The 23496-nt window shown below is 41.9% G+C and carries 16 protein-coding genes; 5 read left to right on the plus strand and 11 right to left on the minus strand.

Going from position 1 to position 23496, the window contains the following annotated elements:
* Window positions 1–19: 19 nt before the first annotated feature.
* On the minus strand, window positions 20–1387 hold the full coding sequence (gene dcuC / locus F0249_RS07640) for an anaerobic C4-dicarboxylate transporter DcuC (RefSeq protein WP_017054672.1): 1368 nt from the start codon (window positions 1385–1387) through the stop codon (window positions 20–22).
* Window positions 1388–2037: 650 nt separating this feature from the next.
* Here dcuC and F0249_RS07645 point away from each other — a divergent pair.
* Entirely contained in the window at window positions 2038–3183 is a 1146-nt protein-coding gene (locus F0249_RS07645) for a glycerate kinase (protein ID WP_171756289.1), read from the plus strand.
* A 153-nt stretch (window positions 3184–3336) separates the two neighbouring features.
* On the opposite strand, the gene F0249_RS07650 is transcribed toward F0249_RS07645, so the two are convergent.
* A complete protein-coding gene (locus tag F0249_RS07650; RefSeq protein WP_017054674.1) occupies window positions 3337–4464 on the minus strand; it encodes a fatty acid desaturase in 1128 nt (375 codons plus the stop codon).
* 303 nt (window positions 4465–4767) lie between these two features.
* On the opposite strand from F0249_RS07650, the gene F0249_RS07655 reads away from it, so the two are divergent.
* Window positions 4768–5313, plus strand: coding sequence for a GNAT family N-acetyltransferase (locus tag F0249_RS07655; protein ID WP_171756290.1), 546 nt, complete (start codon window positions 4768–4770; stop codon window positions 5311–5313).
* Window positions 5314–5515: 202 nt separating this feature from the next.
* Window positions 5516–6691, plus strand: a complete 1176-nt coding sequence (locus F0249_RS07660; protein ID WP_171756291.1) for an MFS transporter — start codon at window positions 5516–5518, stop codon at window positions 6689–6691.
* Window positions 6692–6811: 120 nt separating this feature from the next.
* Here F0249_RS07660 and F0249_RS07665 read toward each other — a convergent pair whose 3' ends face one another.
* The 3 genes from F0249_RS07665 to tal all read right to left on the minus strand — a co-directional run bounded on the left by F0249_RS07665 (window position 6812) and on the right by tal (window position 10993).
* The gene (locus tag F0249_RS07665) at window positions 6812–7780 is read right to left on the minus strand and encodes a hypothetical protein (RefSeq protein WP_171756292.1); all 969 of its coding nucleotides are present in this window, start codon (window positions 7778–7780) and stop codon (window positions 6812–6814) included.
* Between the two features lie 195 nt (window positions 7781–7975).
* Complete coding sequence (gene tkt, locus F0249_RS07670) at window positions 7976–9970, minus strand: transketolase (protein ID WP_113798932.1); 1995 nt, start codon at window positions 9968–9970, stop codon at window positions 7976–7978.
* Between the two features lie 72 nt (window positions 9971–10042).
* A complete protein-coding gene (gene tal, locus F0249_RS07675; protein ID WP_017053249.1) occupies window positions 10043–10993 on the minus strand; it encodes a transaldolase in 951 nt (316 codons plus the stop codon).
* Between the two features lie 525 nt (window positions 10994–11518).
* Between tal and F0249_RS07680 the strand changes: the two genes are divergently transcribed.
* A complete protein-coding gene (locus F0249_RS07680) occupies window positions 11519–12520 on the plus strand; it encodes a sugar-binding transcriptional regulator (RefSeq protein WP_017053248.1) in 1002 nt (333 codons plus the stop codon).
* A 167-nt stretch (window positions 12521–12687) separates the two neighbouring features.
* Here F0249_RS07680 and F0249_RS07685 read toward each other — a convergent pair whose 3' ends face one another.
* The 5 genes from F0249_RS07685 to moeA form a co-directional block, all read right to left on the minus strand.
* Window positions 12688–14955, minus strand: coding sequence for an EAL domain-containing protein (locus tag F0249_RS07685; protein WP_171756293.1), 2268 nt, complete (start codon window positions 14953–14955; stop codon window positions 12688–12690).
* A 190-nt stretch (window positions 14956–15145) separates the two neighbouring features.
* Window positions 15146–15589 carry a hypothetical protein gene (locus F0249_RS07690; protein ID WP_171756294.1) on the minus strand — a complete coding sequence of 148 codons (444 nt, stop codon included), beginning with the start codon at window positions 15587–15589 and terminating at the stop codon, window positions 15146–15148.
* A gap of 11 nt (window positions 15590–15600) precedes the next feature.
* Window positions 15601–17715, minus strand: coding sequence for an LruC domain-containing protein (locus F0249_RS07695; RefSeq protein ID WP_171756295.1), 2115 nt, complete (start codon window positions 17713–17715; stop codon window positions 15601–15603).
* A gap of 215 nt (window positions 17716–17930) precedes the next feature.
* On the minus strand, window positions 17931–18683 hold the full coding sequence (gene moeB / locus F0249_RS07700; protein ID WP_171756296.1) for a molybdopterin-synthase adenylyltransferase MoeB: 753 nt from the start codon (window positions 18681–18683) through the stop codon (window positions 17931–17933).
* Window positions 18684–18694: 11 nt separating this feature from the next.
* Window positions 18695–19930, minus strand: a complete 1236-nt coding sequence (gene moeA / locus F0249_RS07705) for a molybdopterin molybdotransferase MoeA (protein WP_171756297.1) — start codon at window positions 19928–19930, stop codon at window positions 18695–18697.
* A gap of 201 nt (window positions 19931–20131) precedes the next feature.
* Here moeA and folE point away from each other — a divergent pair, with 201 nt between their 5' ends.
* Window positions 20132–20785, plus strand: a complete 654-nt coding sequence (folE, locus tag F0249_RS07710) for a GTP cyclohydrolase I FolE (protein ID WP_017053242.1) — start codon at window positions 20132–20134, stop codon at window positions 20783–20785.
* Between the two features lie 168 nt (window positions 20786–20953).
* Here folE and ppsA read toward each other — a convergent pair whose 3' ends face one another.
* Window positions 20954–23326 carry a phosphoenolpyruvate synthase gene (ppsA, locus tag F0249_RS07715; protein ID WP_171756298.1) on the minus strand — a complete coding sequence of 791 codons (2373 nt, stop codon included), beginning with the start codon at window positions 23324–23326 and terminating at the stop codon, window positions 20954–20956.
* Between the last annotated feature and the right edge of the window lie 170 nt (window positions 23327–23496).

The following is a 23496-nucleotide window of genomic DNA, read 5'->3' on the forward strand; positions in this document are numbered from 1 at the left end:
TGTCTCTAATTTTTAACGATTAAGCAAACATAGGTACTAGAACTACAGTGCCGATAACAACCGTTACAAGACCTGCAATCACAGGAACAGAAGTACGTTTAACTACTTCGAATGGGCTGATTTTAGCCATACCAGACGTTGCAACGATAACACCAGATACTGGTGAAATTGTACGACCAAGGTTAGACGCTTGTAGCATAGGGATGATTAAGAACGCAGGGTTCAGTCCCATTTTAGCTGCAAGTGAAGGTGCAAGTTCTACGAATGCGTAGAATGGCGCGTTACCAGAACCTGTAGCGATAGCGGCTGCAACAGTTAGACCTGTTAGTAGTAGCATTAGAGCGAAACCACCAGCACCAGCTGCTTCAGCAAGGCCGATAAGGTTATCAATTGCACCGATAGACATCAGACCTTGTGCAAATACACCAGCCGCAACTAAAAGCATTACAACGCCTTTGAAAGCGTCAGCCATGCCTTCGTAGCAAGAATCTAGATCTTCTAGTGTTTTCTTGCCATCGAAACGGTTAACAACGAAATCAACTAGTGCGCCAATAAAGATTGAACCAACAACGATAGTGTAGATGTCTAAAGATAGACCAGGGATGGTACGACCGTTAAACAAGAAAACACCGAAGATTGGAAGGAAAGGCAGTGCTGCGTAGAAAGCAGGTGCATTCGCTTCAATTTCAGATACATCAATTTTTTCCATTGGTGTATTTTCTTTCTTATCTAGGTATTTATTCCAGAAGAAAGCGGCAGCAGCCATTACAGCAATTGCTGCGAATGAAACTGGTAGTACCGTTTGAACTGCGAATACGTCTAGTGCCATTCCTGATTTTTCTGCTGCAATAACAACATCACCAGAAGTTGGTGAAAGAATGATTGCCGCTGGAGAAGCACAAACCGCAACCGCAGCAGGGCGAGAGATACCCATTGCAACCATCATTGGGAATAGCGTTGCCATTAACAATACACCTAGACCAGTCGCTGAACTTACTGCAAGAGACATTAGACATGCCACAATGTAAGCTGCTACTAGTAATACGTAAGGTGACTTGATGAAAGACAGAGGCTTAGAAAATTGTTTAACTACAACATTGTTTGCGCCCATGTGAGTCATGTATGAAGCAAAACCACAAAGAAGCATGATTTGCATACCTAAGCCGCCGCCACGGTATTTAAGCATGTATTTTACGAACTCTAGAGAGTCAGTGATCACATTGCCTGTTGATGCAACTTTTGCAGGTAAAACATTATGACCAAGCAGGCCAGTGATAAGTAAAAGAGAAATACCAGCAGTAAGTAAGACACCTGCTGCTTTGTAACCTTTTACAATGAAATATCCCACTGCAATGGTTATTACCAAACCGATTAAGAGTTCTAACATAGAAATCCCCGTTAAATGAATAAAAGTATAAGAAAGTGTTTCAGTTTATGACTGAGAATGTACAGAAAATAGAGCTGTAGCACGACATCAACTTGATGCTGGTATGATCTAAAACAAATAATAATTTACATATTAATTAGAAAGGCTATTTATGTAGCAAATGTGTTAATTGTTAGTTGATTGAAGTTGATTCTGTAGTGGCTAATATCGTGCATAGATCGCTTTGATGTGCAGATAAACTATGTTATAGCCCTAAAGGGTTATAAGTGTCGACGGCAACACCATTAAAATAAGGACGATATAAAGGTTATGCTTTGGTAGGAATGTGAGACTTTTCAGGAAATATGGTGAGTGTATTATGTTTCGTTTTGAAAATAAGGTGAATTTTTAATCGTTTGACGTGAATAAGTTTCAGATGTACTCAAAAACAATATTCTATTTAAAAAATCATCGGATACATTCCCCCAACATGAGCAGCTTAGATCTCTATGCAAAAGGATCTGTATGAAAAAGTATAGCTATAATGGTTTTTGTATTATGTTTTGTTCAGTTCGCAAGTAAGAATAATTTTAGGGCGCTGTCTTGTTGCATTTACCATTTTAATCACAGTATCCCTTAGCCCAAATACCACCGAATTATAGAGACTCCAAATGAAAATAGTAATTGCTCCTGACTCATTTAAAGAATCACTTGATGCTATGTCGGTTGCGGATGCGATTCAGCGTGGATTTTGTCAGGTATTGCCGAATGCTGAATATGTAAAAGTTCCTCTTGCCGATGGAGGGGAAGGGACGGTAGAAGCACTTCTTCAAGCATTAACAGGAGATAAGCAGTACAGCAAAGCAACGGATGCACTTGGCAATGAAGTCACTGCGATGTGGGCAATACTCAAAGATAAAATGGGTAAGACTGCATTAATTGAAGTCGCTGCTGCTTCTGGTATCGATATCATTGCTCCTGAAAAGCGCAATATCAGAGATGCGAGCACATATGGTACTGGCATAGTGATTAAAGAAGCTCTAGATCAAGGGGTCGATAAGATCATTCTAGGCTTAGGTGGCAGTGCGACGAACGATGGCGGCGCTGGCATTTTACAAGCTCTAGGAGGTCGTTTACTTGATGATTCAGGTAATGATTTACCTGTCGGTGGGATTGCACTTAAGGATCTCAAAGCCATTGATCTATCCAACTTACATCATCGCTGCTCAGAGGTAGAGCTTATTCTTGCCTGCGATGTTGATAACCCGCTGTGTGGTAAAAATGGCGCAAGTTACATTTTTGGCCCGCAAAAAGGAGCGAATAAAGATGATCTGCAAGCTCTTGATTTAGCATTAAAGCAATTTGCAAAGTGTGGAGAATCTGTCAATGGGATAAATGCACTCACGGTAAGCGGCTTCGGCGCTGCTGGAGGCACTCCGATGGGACTGAGCTTAGCGTTTGATATTCAAATAAAGGCAGGGATTGAAATGGTGCTAGACACATTAGATTTTGACCTGATATTGGATAATGCCGATTTGGTGATTACTGGTGAAGGTCAGATGGATGATCAGACGCTACAAGGCAAAGCGCCTTATGGTGTGGCTAAGCGAGCGCAAGATAAGGGGATTCCAGTGATTGGCATTGCTGGATCACTAGGTAAAGATGTTAAAGCACTTTACAGTAGCATTGACTGTGTATTCGGTACCGTTCGTTCTCCCCAGCCTTTACCACAGGTACTTGAAGAAGCAGAATTAAATCTAGTCCGTACGGCACGAAACATTGCAGCAACCTTGAAATTGGGCAAGCAAGTACTCTAATCCAGTACGGCATCTACTTTAAGGTATTTGCTTTAAAATAGATGGCGTTAAGAGATTTGCTTTAAGGCATTTGCTTTAAGACATAGTGCAAAAAAACGATGCCACATAAAGCATCGTTTTAGTTTTTTAGTTAACAATGAACTGCCTAGTACACTAAGCGTATTGTGCCACCATTTGTGACCAATTTAGTTTCTGTTGTTCGAACTTTTTCTGGATCAATTCATAGCGAACTTTTAGAAGAGAGTGTTCGTACTTCTTCACCACACTGTCTTTTCTATTCTCGATCAACTGTTTTTTTACCGCGTAATACTCATTCATCTGCTCTACCAGCAAGTCAAACTCATGTTGCAATTTTTCAGAAATCTGTTGTCTGTTTGGAAGGTTAGCGATTTTGTCTTGTGCTAATTTTAATGACATCTGAGCGCGGGCTTTTTCAATTCTAGCTTGCGGTGTTTTACGTAGTTTTCCCGCAAGGCCAAGCCATGAACATGATTTGATAAGCCACTTCGTTGGATCATATTGCCACCAGTAAATGCCATTACGATAATCATTCTCAAAGATATGATGGTAATTATGGTAACCCTCACCAAATGTCAGAAAAGCCAGAAAGCCATTATCTCGGGCTGTGTTTTTGTCTGTGTAAGGCTGACTACCCCATATATGAGCAAGAGAGTTGATGAAGAACGTGGTGTGATGATTTAGCACCAAGCGTACGGCGCCAACCATTAATAACATGCCCCACACGTCGCCATAGAAAAGGCCAAGCGCAATGGGAATGCCAAAGTTCATGATAACAGCAAGAAGAATATAGTGTTTGTGTTGCCACATGAGTACTTTATCTTTTTTCAAATCTCGACAGTTTTCATAGTCAAAATAGCTTGCTTCAGTGTAGTTACGGATCATCCAACCAATATGTGAGTACCAGAACCCAAGTTTTGCAGAGTAGGGATCTTTATCATTATTATCAACGTGTTTGTGATGGACACGATGATCAGAAGACCAGTGTAAGGCACTATTTTGCAAGGCAAATGCGCCGCCAAGAGCAAACAGTACTCGTAGGATTGCGTGAGATTCAAACGCTTTGTGCGACCAAAGACGGTGATACCCTGTGGTGATGGATAAGTTACAGAAACAAAAACAGATGAGCAGCCAAACCCAATGCTCCACACCATAGCCGAAAGTCATGCCATACCAAGGGGCGACAACAGCAGCAAGAAGCATACTAAAAGAGAAAATGAAGACATTAAGCCACATAATTGGCGGCTTTTTACTTGATTCCATGTGTCAGTTTCCGTGAGTAACAGTATATAGGTAAGAATAACTTAGTGGTTAAGTCATTCAGTAATGATCATTTTGTTAGACAACTATTATCGTCGTCACGACAAAAAATAGAGTCGTGCTCTTCTACAGCTTACTACCATTCAATATAGTTTGAGCTTACGAGCGTACGCTAGAATATCAGCGTACACGTGTAAGTCAAATGGGATTGTTATAAATGTGATTAGAATGTTTTGCTTTTAATTGATGGGTGAATAGTATTAAATGTGAATAGAACGCTGTATCTGAGGTAATAAGGACTATTAAATGGAATTAAAAGTAGCGGAATATAAGGATTATGAGCGCATTGCTCAGCTTCACGCTCAGAGTTGGAAGCAGTATTACAAAGGGATTCTTGGTGATGAGTATCTTGAGCATGATGTACTCGATGACCGTTTAGTTATCTGGCAAACGCGGTTGATTAACCCACCTTTTAACCAGCATGTTTTGCTAATAGAAGAGGGCGGTTTGTTGTGTGGCTTCATCTGTGCCTTCGGTAATCATGACTTTGAACGCGGAACCATCATTGATGCACTGCATATCGATGAGAATTATCATGGGCGTGGGTTAGGTTCAAAACTGTTGGATGAGATGTCAGCGTGGATCGAGCAGTACTTTTCAGGTTCAGGTGTTTATTTAGAGGTGATGGCTGAAAACCACCCAGCAGTTGAATTTTATGAATCTCTCGGTGGGCAGAAGTCGGTAGACCGCCTGTGGAATGCGCCTTGCGGTAACAAAGTCAATGAGTTGGTTTATACGTGGCCAAGTGCCAAAGATCTCCGTAAAGCAGTGACTCATGGAGAGACGGTTTAACATTACTCTACATCCGTCACAGGCCCTGTTTTATTTTCAGTGAATTTGATTTCTGAAATGGTGGGGCTTTTTTCTGCCGGTTAAAAACTCCCCACAAAGAAACATATTAGTAACAATTTATGTCGACATCTAATGATAACTCCGTCAGCATGGTACTTATGGCTTTTAAAGGCGAATTATTGAAGGTAAGGATACGGCATAAATGAATCGAAACGTGTGGCTATTGTCACTTTGCCAAGCTCTATTAATGACAGGCAATATTTTATTGATCTCGGTGATTGGTCTTATTGGGCAGCAAATCGCACCCTCGCCAAGCATGATTACTCTACCTGTTGCGTTGCAATTTCTTGGCTTGATGTCTGCAACGATTCCAGCATCAATGATTATGGGTAAGTTGGGAAGAAAGCGTGGTTTTAGTATCGGTAATCTCGTTGGTATTTTAGGAGCGTCTCTGGCGACATTCTCTTTGTACCACCATTTATTTTGGATTTTTTGTGTCGGAACATTTTTGCTCGGCGTTGGCATCGGTTTTGGCACTTTGTACCGTTTTGCTGCGATAGAAGTGTGTGATGCGCATGCTCGGCATCGGGCCATCTCAATTTCTATGGCTGGTGGTGTATTGGCAGCAGTGTTAGGTCCTAACCTCGCGATCTATTCCCAACAATGGTCGTCTGATGGATTATATGTTGGCGCTTTTGCGTCATTGATCGTTTTGAATTTTTTAGCATTACTCTTACTCCAAACCATTCAATTTCCCAAGCCAGCAGAGAGAAGCCAATCGATTCGGTCAGAGCCCTTAAAAGATATAATCACTCAGCCGAATTTTATGGTGGCCGTTTTTGCTGCAATGGTCGCGTATGCTGTGATGAATATTTTGATGACAGCAACACCTTTAGCGATGATAGGTTGTGGGTTTAATTTCACCAAGGCTGCAGGAGTAATTGAATGGCATGTGCTTGGTATGTTTGTTCCTGCCTTTTTTACAGGGAAGTTAGTTGAGCGATATGGTCCACGACTGATTATCCTGATAGGCGGTATGCTCTTTATAGGCTGTATCGCGATCAATCTACATGGACAATCTATTTGGCACTTTAGATTAGCGCTGGTATTACTTGGTGTTGGCTGGAATTTTATGTTTATCTCCGCAACAGGGTTATTTAGCCAATCCTATAAAGAGCAAAATAAGGCAAAAGCTCAAGCGTTCAATGAATTCTTTGTATTCAGCTGCGTAACGGTTACGGCACTATTAAGTGGTTGGTTGGAATCGACAGTCGGTTGGCAAAACTTAAACTTATACGTATTGCCCTTTGTATTTGCCGTGATTGCCATTTTTGTTGTTAATACAAAGCACCATATTAAAAAGGAGATTGCGGGATAGCACAAAGAGAGTGTTTCAAACACATAAACCAAAAGAGCCGTGGTATGACTCTTTTGGTTTCGAGAATTATCAGAAATCAAACGATAAGGTCTGTAAGCGTTTAGTGCTAAGTGCTAAGTGCTAAGTGTTAGGTACAACATTTTTGTAAAAATACCGTTCACAGAAACCGCTATTGAGCCTGCGCACAATGGCGGCAACTACAGCGATAATACTGATTGCGAAAACGATTCGTCCCCAGAAAATTGTATTGAAATCGGCTCCGATCAATAGAACGACCAGCGTATCTTCGATCAAGCTGTGTAAAAGGTTCAACAGCATGATTGAAGTAAATACATCTCTCGCTTTTATATGACCTTTCTGAGCTTCATTAATCAACAAGCCACCACCGAATGAAAGCCCTAACGTGATGCCAATAATGGTTAAGTTTGTCGCTTCTTTGCTGATACCTAAAATACGTAAAAATGGTTTTAATAGAAGTGCCATGACTTTTTCAATGCCAAGCAACTTGAGAATTTTCAAACTGAAAAGAAGTGCGGCTATTACGACATAAACCATCAATAAGTTCTTGGCTTGATCAATACTCCATGCGAGATAACTGGTATCGGGGTTAATGTCAGGCTTCCATAATATTTGAGCGGGTTGAGATAACGCGCCAGTTGCATCATAAGTGAGGTGAAGTAGCCAAGCTAAAAATAAGCTACCACCAATTCGAATGGTTAGCGTTACCCATAAATTGACCCCCGCTTTTTTAGCAATAGCCCCCTCAATGGGAAGGGAGTGGGAGAGAAGAAGCATGCTTCCAAGAATTGAACTTTGTGCCACAGTCAGTGGAATATCAAGGTTCACTAGAATAATAAGACCTGCATAAATATTCGTAAGCAGTGTTGTCGCCCAAACGAGGCCCATCTCGCTTGGCAGCCCAACGTTATTCATCAGAGGACCCAGTAAGTCGCTCAATATGATGATGCCACCACACTCTTCGATGATCTTAATAATTATTATAATTGGGATCATTATTTTAGAAAGAGTATAAATTACATCACGTATTTCTTTCGCTAGCTCATAGAAAAACCGTTTAAGAGTGTGCATTCCGTGTCCTACACCTAAATTATATTTATTAATAAAATGATAACATCATAAGATCTAATGTCATGCTTATCATGTGCCTATAGGCCCAGAAATAAGGAGAAAATGCTGTGCTCTCGATATAAAAAATCCCCACATTTTTCAATGCAGGGATTTGATGATGCTTATTCAGCTTTGCTAATTAAGCCACACTTAGAGTTAAGCTAGTAGCTCTTTTGCTGTGTTTACTACGTTTTCAGTAGTGAAACCAAACATTTTGAACAGCTGGTCAGCAGGAGCAGATTCGCCGAACGTTGTCATGCCGATGATCTTGCCACCGAAACCAACGTACTTGTACCAGAAATCAGCAATGCCCGCTTCGATAGCTATACGTGCAGTTACGTCTGAAGGAAGTACTGATTCACGGTAAGCTTCATCTTGCTTGTCAAATGCATCAGTTGCTGGCATTGAAACAACGCGAACATTTTTGCCTTCAGCAGTTAACTGAGCGTAAGCTTCAGTTGCAAGTTCAACTTCAGAACCTGTTGCGATAAGAATAAGTTCTGGTTTACCTGCACAATCTTTCAGGATGTAACCACCCTTAGCGATGTTTGCTAGTTGTTCTGCGTCACGATCTTGTTGTGCAAGGTTTTGACGAGAGAAGATAAGTGCTGTTGGACCATCTTTACGTTCGATTGCTAGTTTCCAAGCTACCGCTGACTCAACTTGGTCACATGGGCGCCATGTGCTCATGTTTGGAGTTAGACGTAGAGAAGCAACTTGCTCAACAGGTTGGTGAGTTGGACCATCTTCACCTAGGCCGATTGAATCGTGTGTGTATACTTGGATGTTCTGAATTTTCATCAGAGCAGCCATACGCATTGCGTTACGAGCGTATTCCATGAACATTAGGAATGTTGCGCCGTATGGTACGAAACCACCGTGCAGAGCAATACCGTTCATGATTGCTGTCATACCGAATTCACGTACACCGTAATGGATGTAGTTACCTGCGAAATCTTCAGTTGTTAGCGACTTAGAACCAGACCACATTGTCAAGTTAGAAGGCGCAAGGTCAGCAGAACCGCCCATGAATTCAGGTAGCATTGCACCAAACGCTTCTAGAGCATTTTGAGATGCTTTACGTGAAGCAATGTTTGCTGGATTAGCTTGAAGATCAGCAATGATTGCAGATGCTTTCTCTTCCCATTCAGCAGGAAGGTCACCGTTTACGCGGCGTTTGAATTCAGCTGCCAGCTCAGGGTGTGCTGCTTCATAAGCTGCAAATTTCTCGTTCCACGCTGCTTCCTTAGTTGCGCCTGCTTCTTTCGCATCCCACTCTGCGTAAATTTCCGACGGAATTTCAAAAGAATCGTGCTCCCAACCAAGTTGTGCTTTTGCTGCTTTAATTTCGTCGTGGCCAAGTGGTGCGCCGTGACAGTCGTGTGTGCCTGCTTTATTTGGAGAACCAAAACCGATGATAGTTTTAGTACAAATTAGAGTAGGACGACCTGTTTCTGCTTTTGCTGCTTCGATAGCGGCATTGATTGCGTCTGAATCGTGGCCATCTACTGCTGGGATTACATGCCAGCCGTATGCTTCAAAACGTTTAGGTGTATCGTCAGAGAACCAACCTTCAACTTCACCATCGATAGAGATACCGTTGTCATCCCAGAAAGCAACAAGCTTACCAAGACCAAGCGTGCCGGCTAGAGAACATGCTTCGTGTGAGATACCTTCCATCAGACAGCCATCACCCATGAATGCATAAGTGAAGTGATCAACGATGTCGTGACCTTCTTTGTTGAACTGTGCAGCAAGTGCTTTTTCAGCCATTGCCATACCAACAGCATTAGTAATGCCTTGGCCTAGAGGGCCCGTTGTTGTTTCGATACCTGGAGCGTAACCGTACTCTGGGTGACCTGGAGTTTTAGAGTGTAGTTGACGGAAGTTTTTAAGATCTTCAATCGATAACTCGTAACCAGCAAGGTGAAGTAGAGAGTAAATAAGCATTGAACCGTGGCCGTTAGAAAGAATAAAACGGTCGCGATCTGCCCACTCTGGGTTTGCTGGGTTGTGGTTTAGGTGAGAGCGCCAAAGAACTTCAGCGATATCAGCCATACCCATAGGAGCGCCTGGGTGGCCAGAGTTTGCTTGTTGTACACCGTCCATGCTTAGAGCACGAATAGCGTTAGCTAGAGGTTTACGGTTCATAGTACATCCGAAAATTTAAGTTTGTAAAAGAAAGAGGAACAAAACTGCTCCTCTCATTTGAATTCTTTAAGATTAAAGCTTAGCTTCAATCATTACTTCCAGTTTACCTTGGTCTACTGCGAAGTTGCGGATACCTTCAGCTAGTTTCTCAACTGCCATTGGGTCTTGGTTGTGATCCCATAGGAATTCAGCGTGAGTCATTGCTGCTGGACGCTCTTTATTACCGTTAGAGTCAATTAGCTTCTCTACTACTTCGCCTTCAGCAGCTTCCAGGTCAGCAAGAAGTTGAGGAGCGATTGTTAGGCGGTCACAACCAGCAAGTTCAAGGATTTCGCCGATGTTACGGAAGCTTGCGCCCATAACAACAGTTTTGTAACCATGTTCTTTGTAGTAGTTGTAGATACCAGCAACAGAAACAACACCTGGATCTTCTTGAGCTTCAAAGTCACGACCTTCTTTCGCTTTGTACCAGTCCATGATGCGGCCAACGAAAGGAGAGATTAGGAATACGCCAGCTTCAGCACAAGCACGAGCTTGAGCGAAAGAGAAAAGTAGCGTTAGGTTACAGTTGATGCCTTCTTTCTCTAGGATTTCAGCAGCACGGATGCCTTCCCAAGTAGAAGCAAGTTTGATAAGAATGCGGTCGTTAGTGATACCAGCGTCGTTGTACATTTTGATAAGTTGACGAGCTTTAGCAACACTGCCTTCCATATCGTAAGAAAGACGTGCGTCAACTTCTGTAGAGATACGACCTGGAACAACTTTAAGAATTTCTTTACCGATGTTTACAGCAAGCATGTCACAAGTATCTTGAACTTGTTGTGCTTTATCTGAGCTTTGAGCTTTAGCGTATTCAATAGAAGCGTCGATTAGAGGTGCATACTCTTCAATTTGAGCCGCTTTAAGAATTAGAGAAGGGTTAGTTGTTGCATCTTCTGGAGTGTATTTGCTAATTGCTTCGATATCACCAGTGTCAGCTACAACAGTGGTTAGTTTACGAAGTTGCTCTAATTTATTGCTCATGTTGATCATCCTATTTCTCTGGGCTTAGTCACTTTACTGTAAAGTGAACAGGGCATTTGAAAGCGAGTTAATTGTTGATTTATAAAGCTCAAGTTTCGTTAAGCTTAATAGAGAATCATCAATAAACTTGAAAATTTTTCGGTTTAAACAATTGCGCTGAGCATTTGTTCGAACACTGAGTAAATGATGTGTCCATATTTATCTTATCTGGAGATAAAGTCAATTACTGAATCTAACATATGATGACTTAAATCAAGTATTTTTAATCGCTCTCACATGGCTCAACTCAGATAAACGTTTGCCCAGTATTTGTAAGGGCTGCATGGCAACCAAGAACCTGTAGAATTTGTTTGAGTATTTGTAATGGCTATGGGCAAATGTTGCATTCCCATAATGTGTTGACATATGATTACCCCCTGAGCATATGAACACCTTTAAGCCATACCCAAATGCTATTTTTTATAAATTACACATTAAAAAGATAGTGATTGGGTATGTCATTTTTAATATTTATGAGAATTGGATATGAGTAATAATAGCCAAGATGTTTCTTTAGATAATACCGATCTCCTTACTGAGATCTCCGTAGCTTACTATCAAGACGGTGCCACTCAAGAAGAGATTTCAAAAAAATTCTCGATTTCAAGAGCTAAAGTTGGGCGTATGCTTAAACAAGCTAGAGATGAAGGGATCGTTGAAATTACGGTAAAATATCACCCTGTATTTAGTGCCAAAATCGAGCAAAGGCTAGTTGAGCGATTTGGTGTTAAAAGAGCGCTTATCGCATTAGACCAACCTAATGAAGAGCAGCAGCGTCTCCAAGTGTCAGGTTTGGTGTCAAACTACCTGACTAGCACGTTAAAAAACGGAATGGTGGTAACGGTAGGGCAAGGCAGAAATGTTTCATCGGTTGCTCACCATATAGGGGTAATAACACCGCGGGATTGTAAATTCGTATGTGGTATCGGAGGTATTCACCCGCGGGGCGGAATGTTCAACGCTGATCATATCTGCCGACAACTAGCGAAAAAATATGGGGGTACATCTGAAACACTTTATGCACCTGCTTATGCGGAGAATAAAGATCAGAAAATGGCCTTCATGCAAAATGGAACGGTTAAGCAGACTTTAGATTTAGCTCGTAAAGCGGATGTTGCATTAGTTGGTATTGGTGACATGAGTGAAAATAGCTACATGGTTGATCTCGGCTGGTTTACACCAGATGAAGTGGTGCAGTCGCGCTTGCAACAAGGAGTTGTAGGTGATTTTGCAGGGCACGATTTCTTCAATATTGATGGCAATGCTGCGAATACGGTCATGAGTGATCGTGTTATTGGGTTGAGTATTGAAGAGTTTCGACCAATCTCGGAAGTGATTGCGATTGTGGCAGAAAATAGTAAACCATTAGCGCTACTTGGTGCGTTGAGAAGTGGGGTTATTGATGTGATAGCAACTAGCGTAAGCAATGCTTTGACCGTATTGAATTTAGATGAGCAGATGAAAGAGAGCAAAAGATCTGAATCCTAACGTGCTGAAATGCTCAGGAGCCTAGATATGTTTCTTAAATCCAAAACTATGAAAGCATGATCATTTAAGCGTTAGGAAAGCAGCTCAATAGAATGAATCAAACCACCATTTAAGAGAGAAGGGAATGATATCGATATCATTCCCATTATTTTATAGTGCAGTTTGTTTCATTTTTCTAGGGTAAATGCTTTAAGCTCTTCAGGTGAGATTGGTTTAGAGTAGAGATAACCTTGTAGTAAATCGCACTGACACTCTCTTAGTACGTTCTTTTGGTCATTTGTTTCAACGCCTTCAGCGAGAACGACCATTTCAAATATTTTCCCAATTGCGATGATGTTTTTTACCATCGTCAAAGATTGGTGATCACTATGGATATTATCAATGAAACTCTTATCGACTTTCAATTCATCAATCGGTAGTGCTTTCAGCATACTTAATGAAGAGTAGCCAGTACCAAAATCATCGAGAGAAATCTTAATGCCTAATTGATGCAGTTGCTCGCAAATCGGTTTTACATAATCGAGATCTTCAATAAATAGGTTTTCTGTAATTTCAATGGTCAAATTATTCGCATTGAACTTTGAGTAGCTCAAAGATTTCATGAGATGAGGAACAAAATCAACTTGCATGAATTGTCTCTCTGAAATGTTGAGTGACAACCTTAAATCATTGGACATTGCTTGTGGTAACTGGCTGATATCGCTCAGGCTTCGTTCAATAATAAACTTGCCTAATTTAGGCATTAACCCAGATTTTTCAGCAATTGGAATGAAAACGTTCGGTGGAACGAATCCGAGTTTTGTGTCAATCCAACGAACGAGAGCTTCAACACCGTATAGGTTGCCTTCCATATCAAATTGAGGCTGATAAACCATGAATAGCTCTTGGTTTTCAATGGCCAGTCTTAGTTTTTGTTCAATTGCCATCGTTTGAAGGTGTTGCGCTTGCATTTCCGAGTTGAACATTATCGATGCGTTACGTTCTTTTTTAGCCTGAAACATAGAAATGTCTGCGGCTCTTAGCAGTTCATCTAAATTCCCACCGTGTTCAGGGTAAGTTGCTATACCAATACTGCTGCCTAATAGAAATTGGTTACCATCTATGGTGTAAGGCTTAGAAAGTTTGTCTTGTATATTGTCGGCAAATTTTCGTAGGTCTTGAACATTATGCTTTTTAACCATGACGATGAATTCATCACTGACTTTTCTGATTAAAATATCCGAAGGGGTAACACATGTTTTCAAACGCTCAGAGATGTCGATAAGAATCTTATCACCAAAAGTATGGCCGTGAGCTTCGTTAACACTTTTGAAATTATCGATATCGATGTAGAGCAGATAGAAGGTTTCGCTTGGTAAATCTAGCCATTGACTAAGAGAGTCAGAAAGGTAAGGACGGTTTGGCAATCCTGTCAAATGATCGTGAGTTGCCTGATACAGAAGCTTTTCACGTGTTTTTCTGTCATTTTTTGCGATAGATCGAACGAGAGTGTAGAAACAAATTTGTATCATTAAAAATACAGAAGATAAGAATACAAACTCAGAATAAAATTGTTGCTCTAGAAATTTGCGGTCGGTTTGAGACATCGCCCAAATGTTAAATTCAGGAATAAAGCAGACGGAAGTAAGAAAACTCTGCCCTGGGTAATCGATATTGATGGTGTAAGACCGAGCTGATTTCTTGATTTCAGCCTCTGAAAGTCCGTACTTTTCGTTTATTTTGGCAATACCAGACTGGTAATTTTCTATAGACATGGGGTTTTTGTACCAATCTTCAGGATAATTATCCGCAGATATATAAAGAGGGTACAGATCTTCACGTACTAATTGCAATGAGTTGGATGAGTTTAGGTGGCTTGTATTATTGAGCACCATTGTGCTTTGGATTTTAAGCCCTGCGGTCATCAATGCTTTAACTTCACCTGATGCCTCTCGTAACGCTTTTCGGATGGGGATGACAGGCTTTTCTAATGACGGTACGACATAAGTTTTCCCTACGACAACTGAGTTACTATTGAGAGCATTGAGAAAATCGTCATGACTGGGTTTATGCTCTAATAGATTAGGCATCGCAGATAACTCAAGGTTTGAACTGACTGCGATGAAAGTGCCTTCAGGGTTGGTAAGGCCAAAAGCTTCTATTGCTGGGTGCAACTCCAGCAACTTATTAAGGAGGGGACGAATTTGTAATGAGGCGGTTCGAGTATAATCATCTTGAGAGATTATTTGTTGTCCCATTATCTCTAGCAGTGTTTCTTGACCCTTTAAAAGCGAGTTTGTTGAATTAACAAAAAGCTCTAACTGTAATATTTGATCATTTGTCGCTTGCTGTTCTATTACTTGGTAACGAGAGTGGCAAAATATTCCGAATAACAACATGGTCGCAATTAAAACAACTGTATACATAGTCCAGATGTTTTTCTTTAATTCTGCCATTTAACCTCATGAAGCTTTTCAGTACGCTGTTTGTGATACCATGGTAGCTATTCAAAATAGTGAAGCAAGTATTGATTTGGTAGTAAGTGACATTTTTTGCTTAGATGTGAGAAACATAACTTATTTACTGGGGGGAATGGGAAGAAAAACTAGGGAAGCGGCAATATTGTCCAACTTCCCATGAAATTGATTACCAAATTAATTGGCGGTTCGTGGTAGTAAAAATCTGCTGTTTAGCAGGAGACCCATCATAAAACCATATTTCGACAAGCAACTCTTTTTTTGCATTTGGTACTGTAAAGTTGATGGTGCTTTTACCTTCTTGCAATGAAGCTGATGCGATGCGACTTGAATAATTCGCTTGTATGGCTGCGCTATTATCGGTGCTAAATTGATGGTAGACAGATACGTATGCACGTTGTGTGGTCTCACTGCTTAAATCAAGCTTGAGCTGAAAATCGTCTATTGGGTTGTAGTCAAACCCATCAGGAACAATTAGCTCAGAGGTCGTTAAGGTACTTTCTGCCGGAGTGGCGGTGCTATTACCGCCTTCAGAGCTTCCACCCCCACCTCCTCCGCCCCCACATCCCATAAGAATAAGAGTTAGCGTCGTTACAGTCAGTAAATTTTTCATAATCGATACCCTTATGGTTGATAGTATTTATTTTGTATAGCATTTGATGACTCAAACCAATCAGTGTTTTTACTGCCACCAGATTGGGCATATTCGGCAAAACTCGGATAGGCCGTTACAAGGTCGGTACGTTCTGTCGGCCATTCCCATTCATCGGTAATGAGTAGCGCCCAAGGTAAATTTGTCGCTGTCTTAAAGTAAACACCTGAACTTTCATCACTGACATCGACACCAAGGCCGGCAAGGTTATCGGTATCAAATTTCTCTGTTGGGGCCTGGTCAGCTAAATGTATCTCATAGCTACGACCGGGGTGATTGGGTAAGCCCTGCCCATGATAGGTTCCTGGTGAGGCAAAGATGAATGGGTCATATGGCATTCCCATAAGAGAAGAGACATCAGCATCTTCTTTCAATGTAATGCTTAAGTTGAAAGCAAAAGCTTCGGAGTCTTTACAGCTATTAATGGTTCGATAGTAACTGCAATTTGTTGAAAATTTAGACGTTAAATCGTTCGATATAATAAATATTGCTTCGTTGGCATCCAGCTCCAATCCGCTATCTTCATTGATTGCACCGTTATGCTGTTGGAAGGTACGAGCCGTATCAATCTCAGAGCGAGACAATCCAGCTAATCTAACAGCAAATCCATTTTTATAGTCTGCGCCATAAGCTGCAAATCGGCCTTTAATGGTTGATTTAACCACCTTATTCTCTTTAACAATTTCGGTGATGTGGTAGAACATGACGACGTCGTTCATATCGTAATCTGCGGTATAGGGCCAGTTATCTTCATAAGCGAGGGTCGCGTAGCCAAATTCGCTTGGGAAGTATCGAGCAGTGGCCCCATCATTGAAAACGTTGATTTGATAGTCTTCCACTTCTCCAGAGGTGGAGCCTCCGTTGTAATTAAGTCCTGTTTGTTGACTGAAACGAAATCGAGCCCATGTGTTACCGTTTAGGGCATTGATATCGACATTCAGCAGCAGTTGATTCGTGCCAGCAGTGAGCTCCTTGTCTGAAAATACCTTCTCGTTTTCATCGTCGAAATCACCATCTTGGTTCCAGTCTATCCATGCAGACAAGTAACCAGAGATTGAAGCATTGGCAATAATAATGGAGTCAAAACCAGTTTCTAGAGCGGTAACAAATCCGATTCCATCTTCATCATTACTGCCAGAAGTGTTATCACTTAAAGGGGACACAAAACCATCCTGTTCTCCGTCTGGTACTGTGTTGCCTAACCAAGTCATGCCATCGATTTGGTGTCGCGGGCCATTACTGGCAAGCGTAGTTTGGTAGCTATCAGGAGCGTCACCAAAATCGATGGTCGAGTCTTCATCAATCACAGGAGCATTTGCACAACGTGCACCATCGTTTTGACTAGATGAAGGACCATCTGCAAATTTAACCGCAGGGACATTTCCGGCGGCTATTTGAGCATCGTCGGATAAATCAATACGGTAGACTTGTCCATCTTGATTTCGAGATACGTAGTAGTAACCGTTGACATCAAAGTAACCCGCTCCAAATGTTCCTAGCTCGCCAGTATCTCCGATGTATGTTTCAGCGCCTGTTGACGTATTAAAGCGATATAAACCGCCGCTGTTATTATCGATACCATATAGAGAACCATCACCGGGGTGGAAAGCGAAATCCGTTAATTTTGGGCTAGCGGAAGAGGAGATCTGCTCTACTAATAAAATGGCCGTTGGATCACTCTCAAGTGGGCGCAAGTCAATTCTAAAAAGCCCTTTTCCAGTGCGGTATAGGTAATAATATTGGTCGTGAACATCACCCACATAAAAAGTGTGGCCAGTGGGTAAATTAGCTGTGTTAACGATCTCTGCTTGGAAGTCGTGGCCTAACCTTACGATTTGTTTATTCGTTGTGTCGTAACCATAGATATAGCGGTTTTCAAAGTCGAACCCGACACCGTTAATGTTCACATCCATGCCTGTGTCGCTTTGTATCAGCGTTGATTGACCAGTAACTAAGTTTAAGCCATACACTTGAACTGGGTTTGATTGGAATAAATAGGCTTTGCTTGGACAAGTATCGAATGGGGCTGCCAATGCCGCCTCTCCGTAGGTAGCCAATGATAAAGCAACAATAGGTAGTATTCTCATGTCATCTTCCTTTCCTTCTAACGTATACTCCTTATTACAAGTTGCGTGCCATTTTTAACCTTTTGATTTCAATGTCTTTTATTTTTATATTTTCTATATTCTCAATTTGATTATCAATATTGGAGATATGAAAAAAGCCTTAGCGATTAGACTAAGGCTTAATGATGAGTGACGGAGTAATGCTACCAGCCATGAAACTGGATGGATCGATGACGTTATTTGCTACATACCGGACACGATGGCTGCTTGAATAATTTCATTTCACGCCATGTCAGTGACATCGCATCTAAGATCAATAGCTTTCCTTGCTTCGACTGGCCAAAGTTCGCTAATACCTTAATGGCTTCTAGCGCTTGAGTCGCCCCGATAATTCCGACAACAGGAGCCATTACTCCCGCCTCAACACAACTTAATGCAGCGGTTCCAAATAGGCTACTGAGGCATTGATAGCATGGCTGATTCTCATCATCATAAGTGAATACACTAATTTGACCTTCCATACGAATAGCGGCACCAGAAACTAATGGTGTTTTAGTCGCAAAGCAGAGTCTGTTCAGTTGATTTCGAGTTGCTACGTTGTCACTTGCGTCGAGTACTAAAGAGTGCGATTCCACAAGTTGTCTAAGCTGCTCATCGTTTAAGCGTTCAGAAACCGTATCAACCATGATATGAGGGTTAAGAGCTAAAAGCGTCTCCTTAGCGGAATCGACTTTCAAACAACCAATGTCTGCGTCACTGTGTAGCACTTGACGTTGTAAATTCGACAGTTCAACGACATCATCATCAATCAAGGTGATTTTTCCAACGCCCGCCGTGGCAAGGTATTGAGAAGAGGCACAACCTAGGCCACCAGCACCAAGGATCAAAATTGAGCTCTGCTTTAGGGCTTCCTGTCCATCAAAATCAAACTGTTTGAGGATGATTTGACGATTGTAGCGAAGCATCTCTTGGTCAGATAATATTTCCAACTCTCAATTCCTTAATAAAGCGTAGAGTTAAACTGCTGGATCTGAACGGTTTCACCCACTTGAACATTACCTCTGTCACGTTCAATAACGACGAAGCAATTAGCAAGGCTCATTGAACGAAATGCACCAGAGCTTTGGTTGCCTGTCGATTCAACTTCGAACTGACCATTTATGATGGTGTAGATCCCACGTTGATAGTCTGTTCGGCCCGGGCCTTTTTTGAACGCAGTTTTTGTAATGGCAGGGATGGATTCAGGTGCTTGCCAATGAGTATGGCCTGCGAGTTTCGCTAGCATAGGTTGAACTAAAACATACATGGTCAAAATGGCTGAAACCGGGTTTCCTGGCAACCCACAGAACCATGCATCATCTAAAGCGCCAAATGCGAAAGGTTTGCCAGGTTTAATCGCAAGTTTCCAAAAACCGATCTCCCCAAGTTCTTCGAGTATGTCTTTAGTGTAATCCGCTTCACCGACACTGACTCCGCCAGAAGTGACAACCACATCAGCCATTTTTTGTGCTTCTTCAAATGTTGCGCGTAAGGTGTCTTGGCAGTCTGGAATGATTCCAAGATCAATCGCTTCGCAGCCAAAACCTTCAATGAGAGGTTTAATTCCATAGCGATTGCTGTCGTATATTTGACCATCTTCCAACGTCTCACCCAATGATTTCAACTCGTCACCAGTAGAGAAGAAAGCCACTTTAGGTTTAGCAATAACGTTTAGATGACTAAAGCCAAGAGAGGCGATCATTGGAATATCGCGCGGGGTAAGTCTTACCCCTTTTTCTAGAACAATGTCACCTTGTTTGATGTCGTCACCGGTAGGGCGAATATTGTTTTGTGGTTTGATGTTCTCTTGTTTAATTTCAATGCCAAGATCTGTCACTGCGGTATTTTCTTGCATGATAACAGCATCACAGCCCTCAGGGATTTTGGCGCCTGTCATGATACGGATGCAGGTTCCAGCAGGCCATTCACCTTCAAATGGAAGTCCGGCGAAAGATTTACCAGCAAGCGGTAATATATTGGAACGCTCAAGATCAGCGAGTTTTATCGCATAACCATCCATTGCAGAATTATCAAAAGGTGGAACAAAAATTGGAGATAAAACGTCTTCAGCTAGGACATAGCCTAAAGCATCAGCAAGAGGTAGTTGTAGGGTCGTTTGAATAGGAGAGATACGCGAAAGCATTTTGTCTAGCGCGTCTTCAATAGGCATTAAGCCCGGAGCGTCACAGCAGCCCATATAAGAATCCTTTGGTACTTGTCATTATTAGAGTGTTATCGCCGAGTACTTTAGCATAAATTTAGCCCTGGCAATATACTCCACAGGTGTTGGTATTCATCACTTCAGTGCAATGCCCCTCACCAAAATAGGGGTGTAATTATTCAAGATTGCGAGTATGCTTGTCTGCCATCCAAAAGGGGTAAATCAAGAGGAATGCGAATGTCAGGTCTTAGCGAATCAGCTCTGTTGGTTAAAGATGCGCTATCAAGCCGTGGATTAGAGACGCCGATGCGTCCTAATGATGTAAGCCGAGAAGAGAAAAAAGAAAAGATTGAACACCATATGCGTGAAATCTTATCTCTACTCGAGCTAGACCTTACTGACGATAGTTTAGAAGAGACACCTCAACGCATCGCCAAGATGTATGTTGATGAAGTGTTTTCAGGTTTAGACTACACAAACTTTCCAAAAATCACCGTCATCGAGAACAAGATGAACGTTAGTGAAATGGTTAGAGTAAAGGACATTACGGTAACCAGCACGTGTGAGCACCACTTAGTCACAATAGATGGCAAAGCAGCGGTGGCTTATATACCACGTGGAAAAATCATCGGATTATCAAAAATTAATCGTATCGTACGTTTCTTCGCTCAGCGCCCTCAGGTGCAAGAACGGATGACACAACAGATTCTAGTCGCATTGCAAACCTTGCTTGAGACAGAAGATGTTGCAGTAACGATGGATGCGGTGCATTACTGCGTTAAATCACGCGGAGTAATGGATGCAACAAGTGAAACCACTACTACTGCATTAGGTGGGATCTTTAAGTCCAATCCAGCGACAAGGCATGAGTTTCTCAGCGGCTTACGCTAGGTTTATGGTTAATAGCTCAATAGATTAATCGTGAAAGGCGACTAGCCATTAGCGACAAGAATAAGAAAGCCGATGACATAAAAATGTCATCGGCTTTTTTTACTTAGTTATAGAGCGGCTCAATTATAAATCTGCTCAGTTATAAATAACGATTCTTGTTATAGAATGCTATTTTTGGTCAATGTTACCAAGCTTGAGCCAAGTATCGACAACAGTATCTGGGTTTAACGATACAGAACTAATGCCTTGCTCCATTAACCATTGAGCAAAATCGTCATGGTCAGATGGGCCTTGTCCGCAAATACCAATATATTTTCCTGCTTTGGTTGCGGCATCAATGGCCAATTTCAGCAACGCTTTTACTGCTGGATCTCGTTCATCAAACAAGTGCGCGACATCGCCTGAATCTCGGTCTAAACCAAGAGCCAATTGCGTCATATCATTTGAACCGATAGAGAAACCATCAAAGAATTTTAAGAACTCGTCTGCGAGTATTGCGTTAGACGGCAATTCGCACATCATGATGACTTTTAATCCATCTTGACCGCGTCGTAAACCGAATTTAGCTAATAGGTCGATCACCGATTCTGCTTCGCTTGGTGTTCGAACAAATGGGATCATGATCTCTACGTTCTTTAAGCCCATTTCATTACGTACACGCTTGATTGCTTGAGTTTCAAGTTCAAAACAATCTTCAAAAGAGGAAGAGATGTAGCGAGAAGCGCCTCTAAAACCTAGCATTGGGTTCTCTTCGTGCGGTTCGTAATCTTTACCACCGACTAAGTTGCTATATTCGTTTGACTTAAAGTCAGACATGCGAACAATCACACGCTTAGGCCAGAAAGCCGCACCTATGGTTGCAATACCTTCAGTCAGCTTACTGACATAGAAATCGATTGGATCGCTATAGCCTTTAATGCGCTCAGTGATCTCCATCTGTAGTTCTGGTGTTTGAGCATCAAAATTGAGTAGGGCTTTAGGGTGGATCCCAATCATCTTATTGATGATGAACTCTAAACGAGCAAGACCAACACCTTCATTTGGCAATTGAGCAAAGTCGAAAGCACGATCTGGGTTTCCAACATTCATCATGACTTTAGTCGGCAGTAATGGTAACTCGTTGACTGCTGACTGTTTGACTTCAAAGTTCAACTCGCCTTGATAGACAAATCCAGTTTCACCTTCAGAACATGACACTGTAACAGATTGCTCATTTGTCAGCTTTTCTGTCGCATCACCACAACCGACAATGGCTGGAATACCGAGTTCGCGTGCGATTATTGCAGCATGGCAAGTTCGGCCACCACGATTGGTCACGATAGCAGAAGCTTTTTTCATTACCGGCTCCCAGTCCGGGTCTGTCATGTCTGTGACCAGCACATCGCCATCTTGGACTAGTGACATTTGATCTAAAGAAGAGACTAAGCGTACAGGGCCAGTACCAATTCGTTGCCCAATGGCTCGGCCTTCAATCAAGACTTCTGCTTTCGCGTTTAATTGGAAACGCTCGACAACATTCTTATCGCTTTGAGAACACACGGTTTCTGGTCGAGCTTGGACAATGTAGATCTTGCCGTCAATCCCATCTTTGGCCCATTCAATATCCATTGGACGCTGGTAATGTTTTTCAATAATTAAAGCCTGTTTCGCAAGCTCTTCAATTTCATGATCGGCCAGTGAGAAGTGCTTCTGCTCTTCTTCATCTGTATCAATGATCTCAACTTGCTTACCGATCTCTTGGCTATTGGCGTAGATCATTTTGATCAGTTTGGAGCCAAAGGTCTTGCGGACGATCGAATGATTACCGGCTTCAAGGGATGGTTTATGAACATAGAACTCATCGGGGTTCACTGCGCCTTGAACGACCATTTCACCCAGACCCCAAGAGGAAGTAATGAAGGCGACTTGATCAAATCCTGATTCGGTGTCGAGAGTAAACATCACACCAGATGACGCTTTATCCGAACGAACCATTCGCTGGATACCCGCAGATAGCGCAATGCCTTCGTGATCGAAACCTTGGTGTACACGATATGAGATAGCCCTGTCATTAAATAACGAAGCATAAACGTGCTTTGTTGCTTCGATAACCGCATCGATGCCTTTGACATTAAGGAAGGTTTCTTGTTGACCAGCGAACGAGGCATCAGGGAGATCCTCTGCGGTTGCGGATGAGCGTACCGCGACTGAAAGCTCGTCATTACCATCAATCAGTGTCGCGTAATGCTCACGGATATTATGTTCTAACTCCGTTGGGAAGGGAGCATCCAGAATCCATTGTCGAATCGTCGCGCCTGTCTTACGCAGAGCGTCAATATCTTCAACATTCAAATCATTGAGTAGGGCATAAATTCGGTCATTAAGCTGTTCAAATTCCAAAAACTGATGGAAGGCAAACGAAGTGGTCGCAAAACCATTAGGGACTGAAACGCCTGCATTGGATAAATTAGAAACCATTTCACCAAGTGAAGCATTTTTACCGCCGACTTTGTCGACATCGTTCATGGACAGGGTATTAAACCAAAGAGTGTACTTTTGCATGTCTATCTCCGAAACATTGCATTAAGTGCGAAAAAGGCAAACGATTACGTGTTGGCTTAAAAAATTTTCACAAATGTTAAAAGCTGTGGGGGACGTAATAGCATGCCCGTGTAGGATTTCGTTATTATGGGTACATCCTACTCAAAAAATTTTTAAAACTTAAATAAAAT

This window comes from Vibrio sp. 03-59-1, from assembly GCF_013114135.1.
Classification (GTDB): Bacteria; Pseudomonadota; Gammaproteobacteria; order Enterobacterales; family Vibrionaceae; genus Vibrio; species Vibrio cortegadensis.

Bases quoted from the DNA above. Each gene is read 5' to 3' on its own strand.
- dcuC (WP_017054672.1), bottom strand. From the start codon at position 1,387: ATGTTAGAACTCTTAATCGGTTTGGTAATAACCATTGCAGTGGGATAT.
- F0249_RS07645 (WP_171756289.1), top strand. From the start codon at position 2,038: ATGAAAATAGTAATTGCTCCTGACTCATTTAAAGAATCACTTGATGCT.
- moeA (WP_171756297.1), bottom strand. From the start codon at position 19,930: ATGGGCTGCTGTGACGCTCCGGGCTTAATGCCTATTGAAGACGCGCTA.
- F0249_RS07695 (WP_171756295.1), bottom strand. From the start codon at position 17,715: ATGAGAATACTACCTATTGTTGCTTTATCATTGGCTACCTACGGAGAG.
- F0249_RS07655 (WP_171756290.1), top strand. From the start codon at position 4,768: ATGGAATTAAAAGTAGCGGAATATAAGGATTATGAGCGCATTGCTCAG.
- folE (WP_017053242.1), top strand. From the start codon at position 20,132: ATGTCAGGTCTTAGCGAATCAGCTCTGTTGGTTAAAGATGCGCTATCA.
- F0249_RS07680 (WP_017053248.1), top strand. From the start codon at position 11,519: ATGAGTAATAATAGCCAAGATGTTTCTTTAGATAATACCGATCTCCTT.
- ppsA (WP_171756298.1), bottom strand. From the start codon at position 23,326: ATGCAAAAGTACACTCTTTGGTTTAATACCCTGTCCATGAACGATGTC.
- F0249_RS07650 (WP_017054674.1), bottom strand. From the start codon at position 4,464: ATGGAATCAAGTAAAAAGCCGCCAATTATGTGGCTTAATGTCTTCATT.
- F0249_RS07660 (WP_171756291.1), top strand. From the start codon at position 5,516: ATGAATCGAAACGTGTGGCTATTGTCACTTTGCCAAGCTCTATTAATG.
- tkt (WP_113798932.1), bottom strand. From the start codon at position 9,970: ATGAACCGTAAACCTCTAGCTAACGCTATTCGTGCTCTAAGCATGGAC.
- tal (WP_017053249.1), bottom strand. From the start codon at position 10,993: ATGAGCAATAAATTAGAGCAACTTCGTAAACTAACCACTGTTGTAGCT.
- F0249_RS07685 (WP_171756293.1), bottom strand. From the start codon at position 14,955: ATGGCAGAATTAAAGAAAAACATCTGGACTATGTATACAGTTGTTTTA.
- F0249_RS07665 (WP_171756292.1), bottom strand. From the start codon at position 7,780: ATGCACACTCTTAAACGGTTTTTCTATGAGCTAGCGAAAGAAATACGT.
- F0249_RS07690 (WP_171756294.1), bottom strand. From the start codon at position 15,589: ATGAAAAATTTACTGACTGTAACGACGCTAACTCTTATTCTTATGGGA.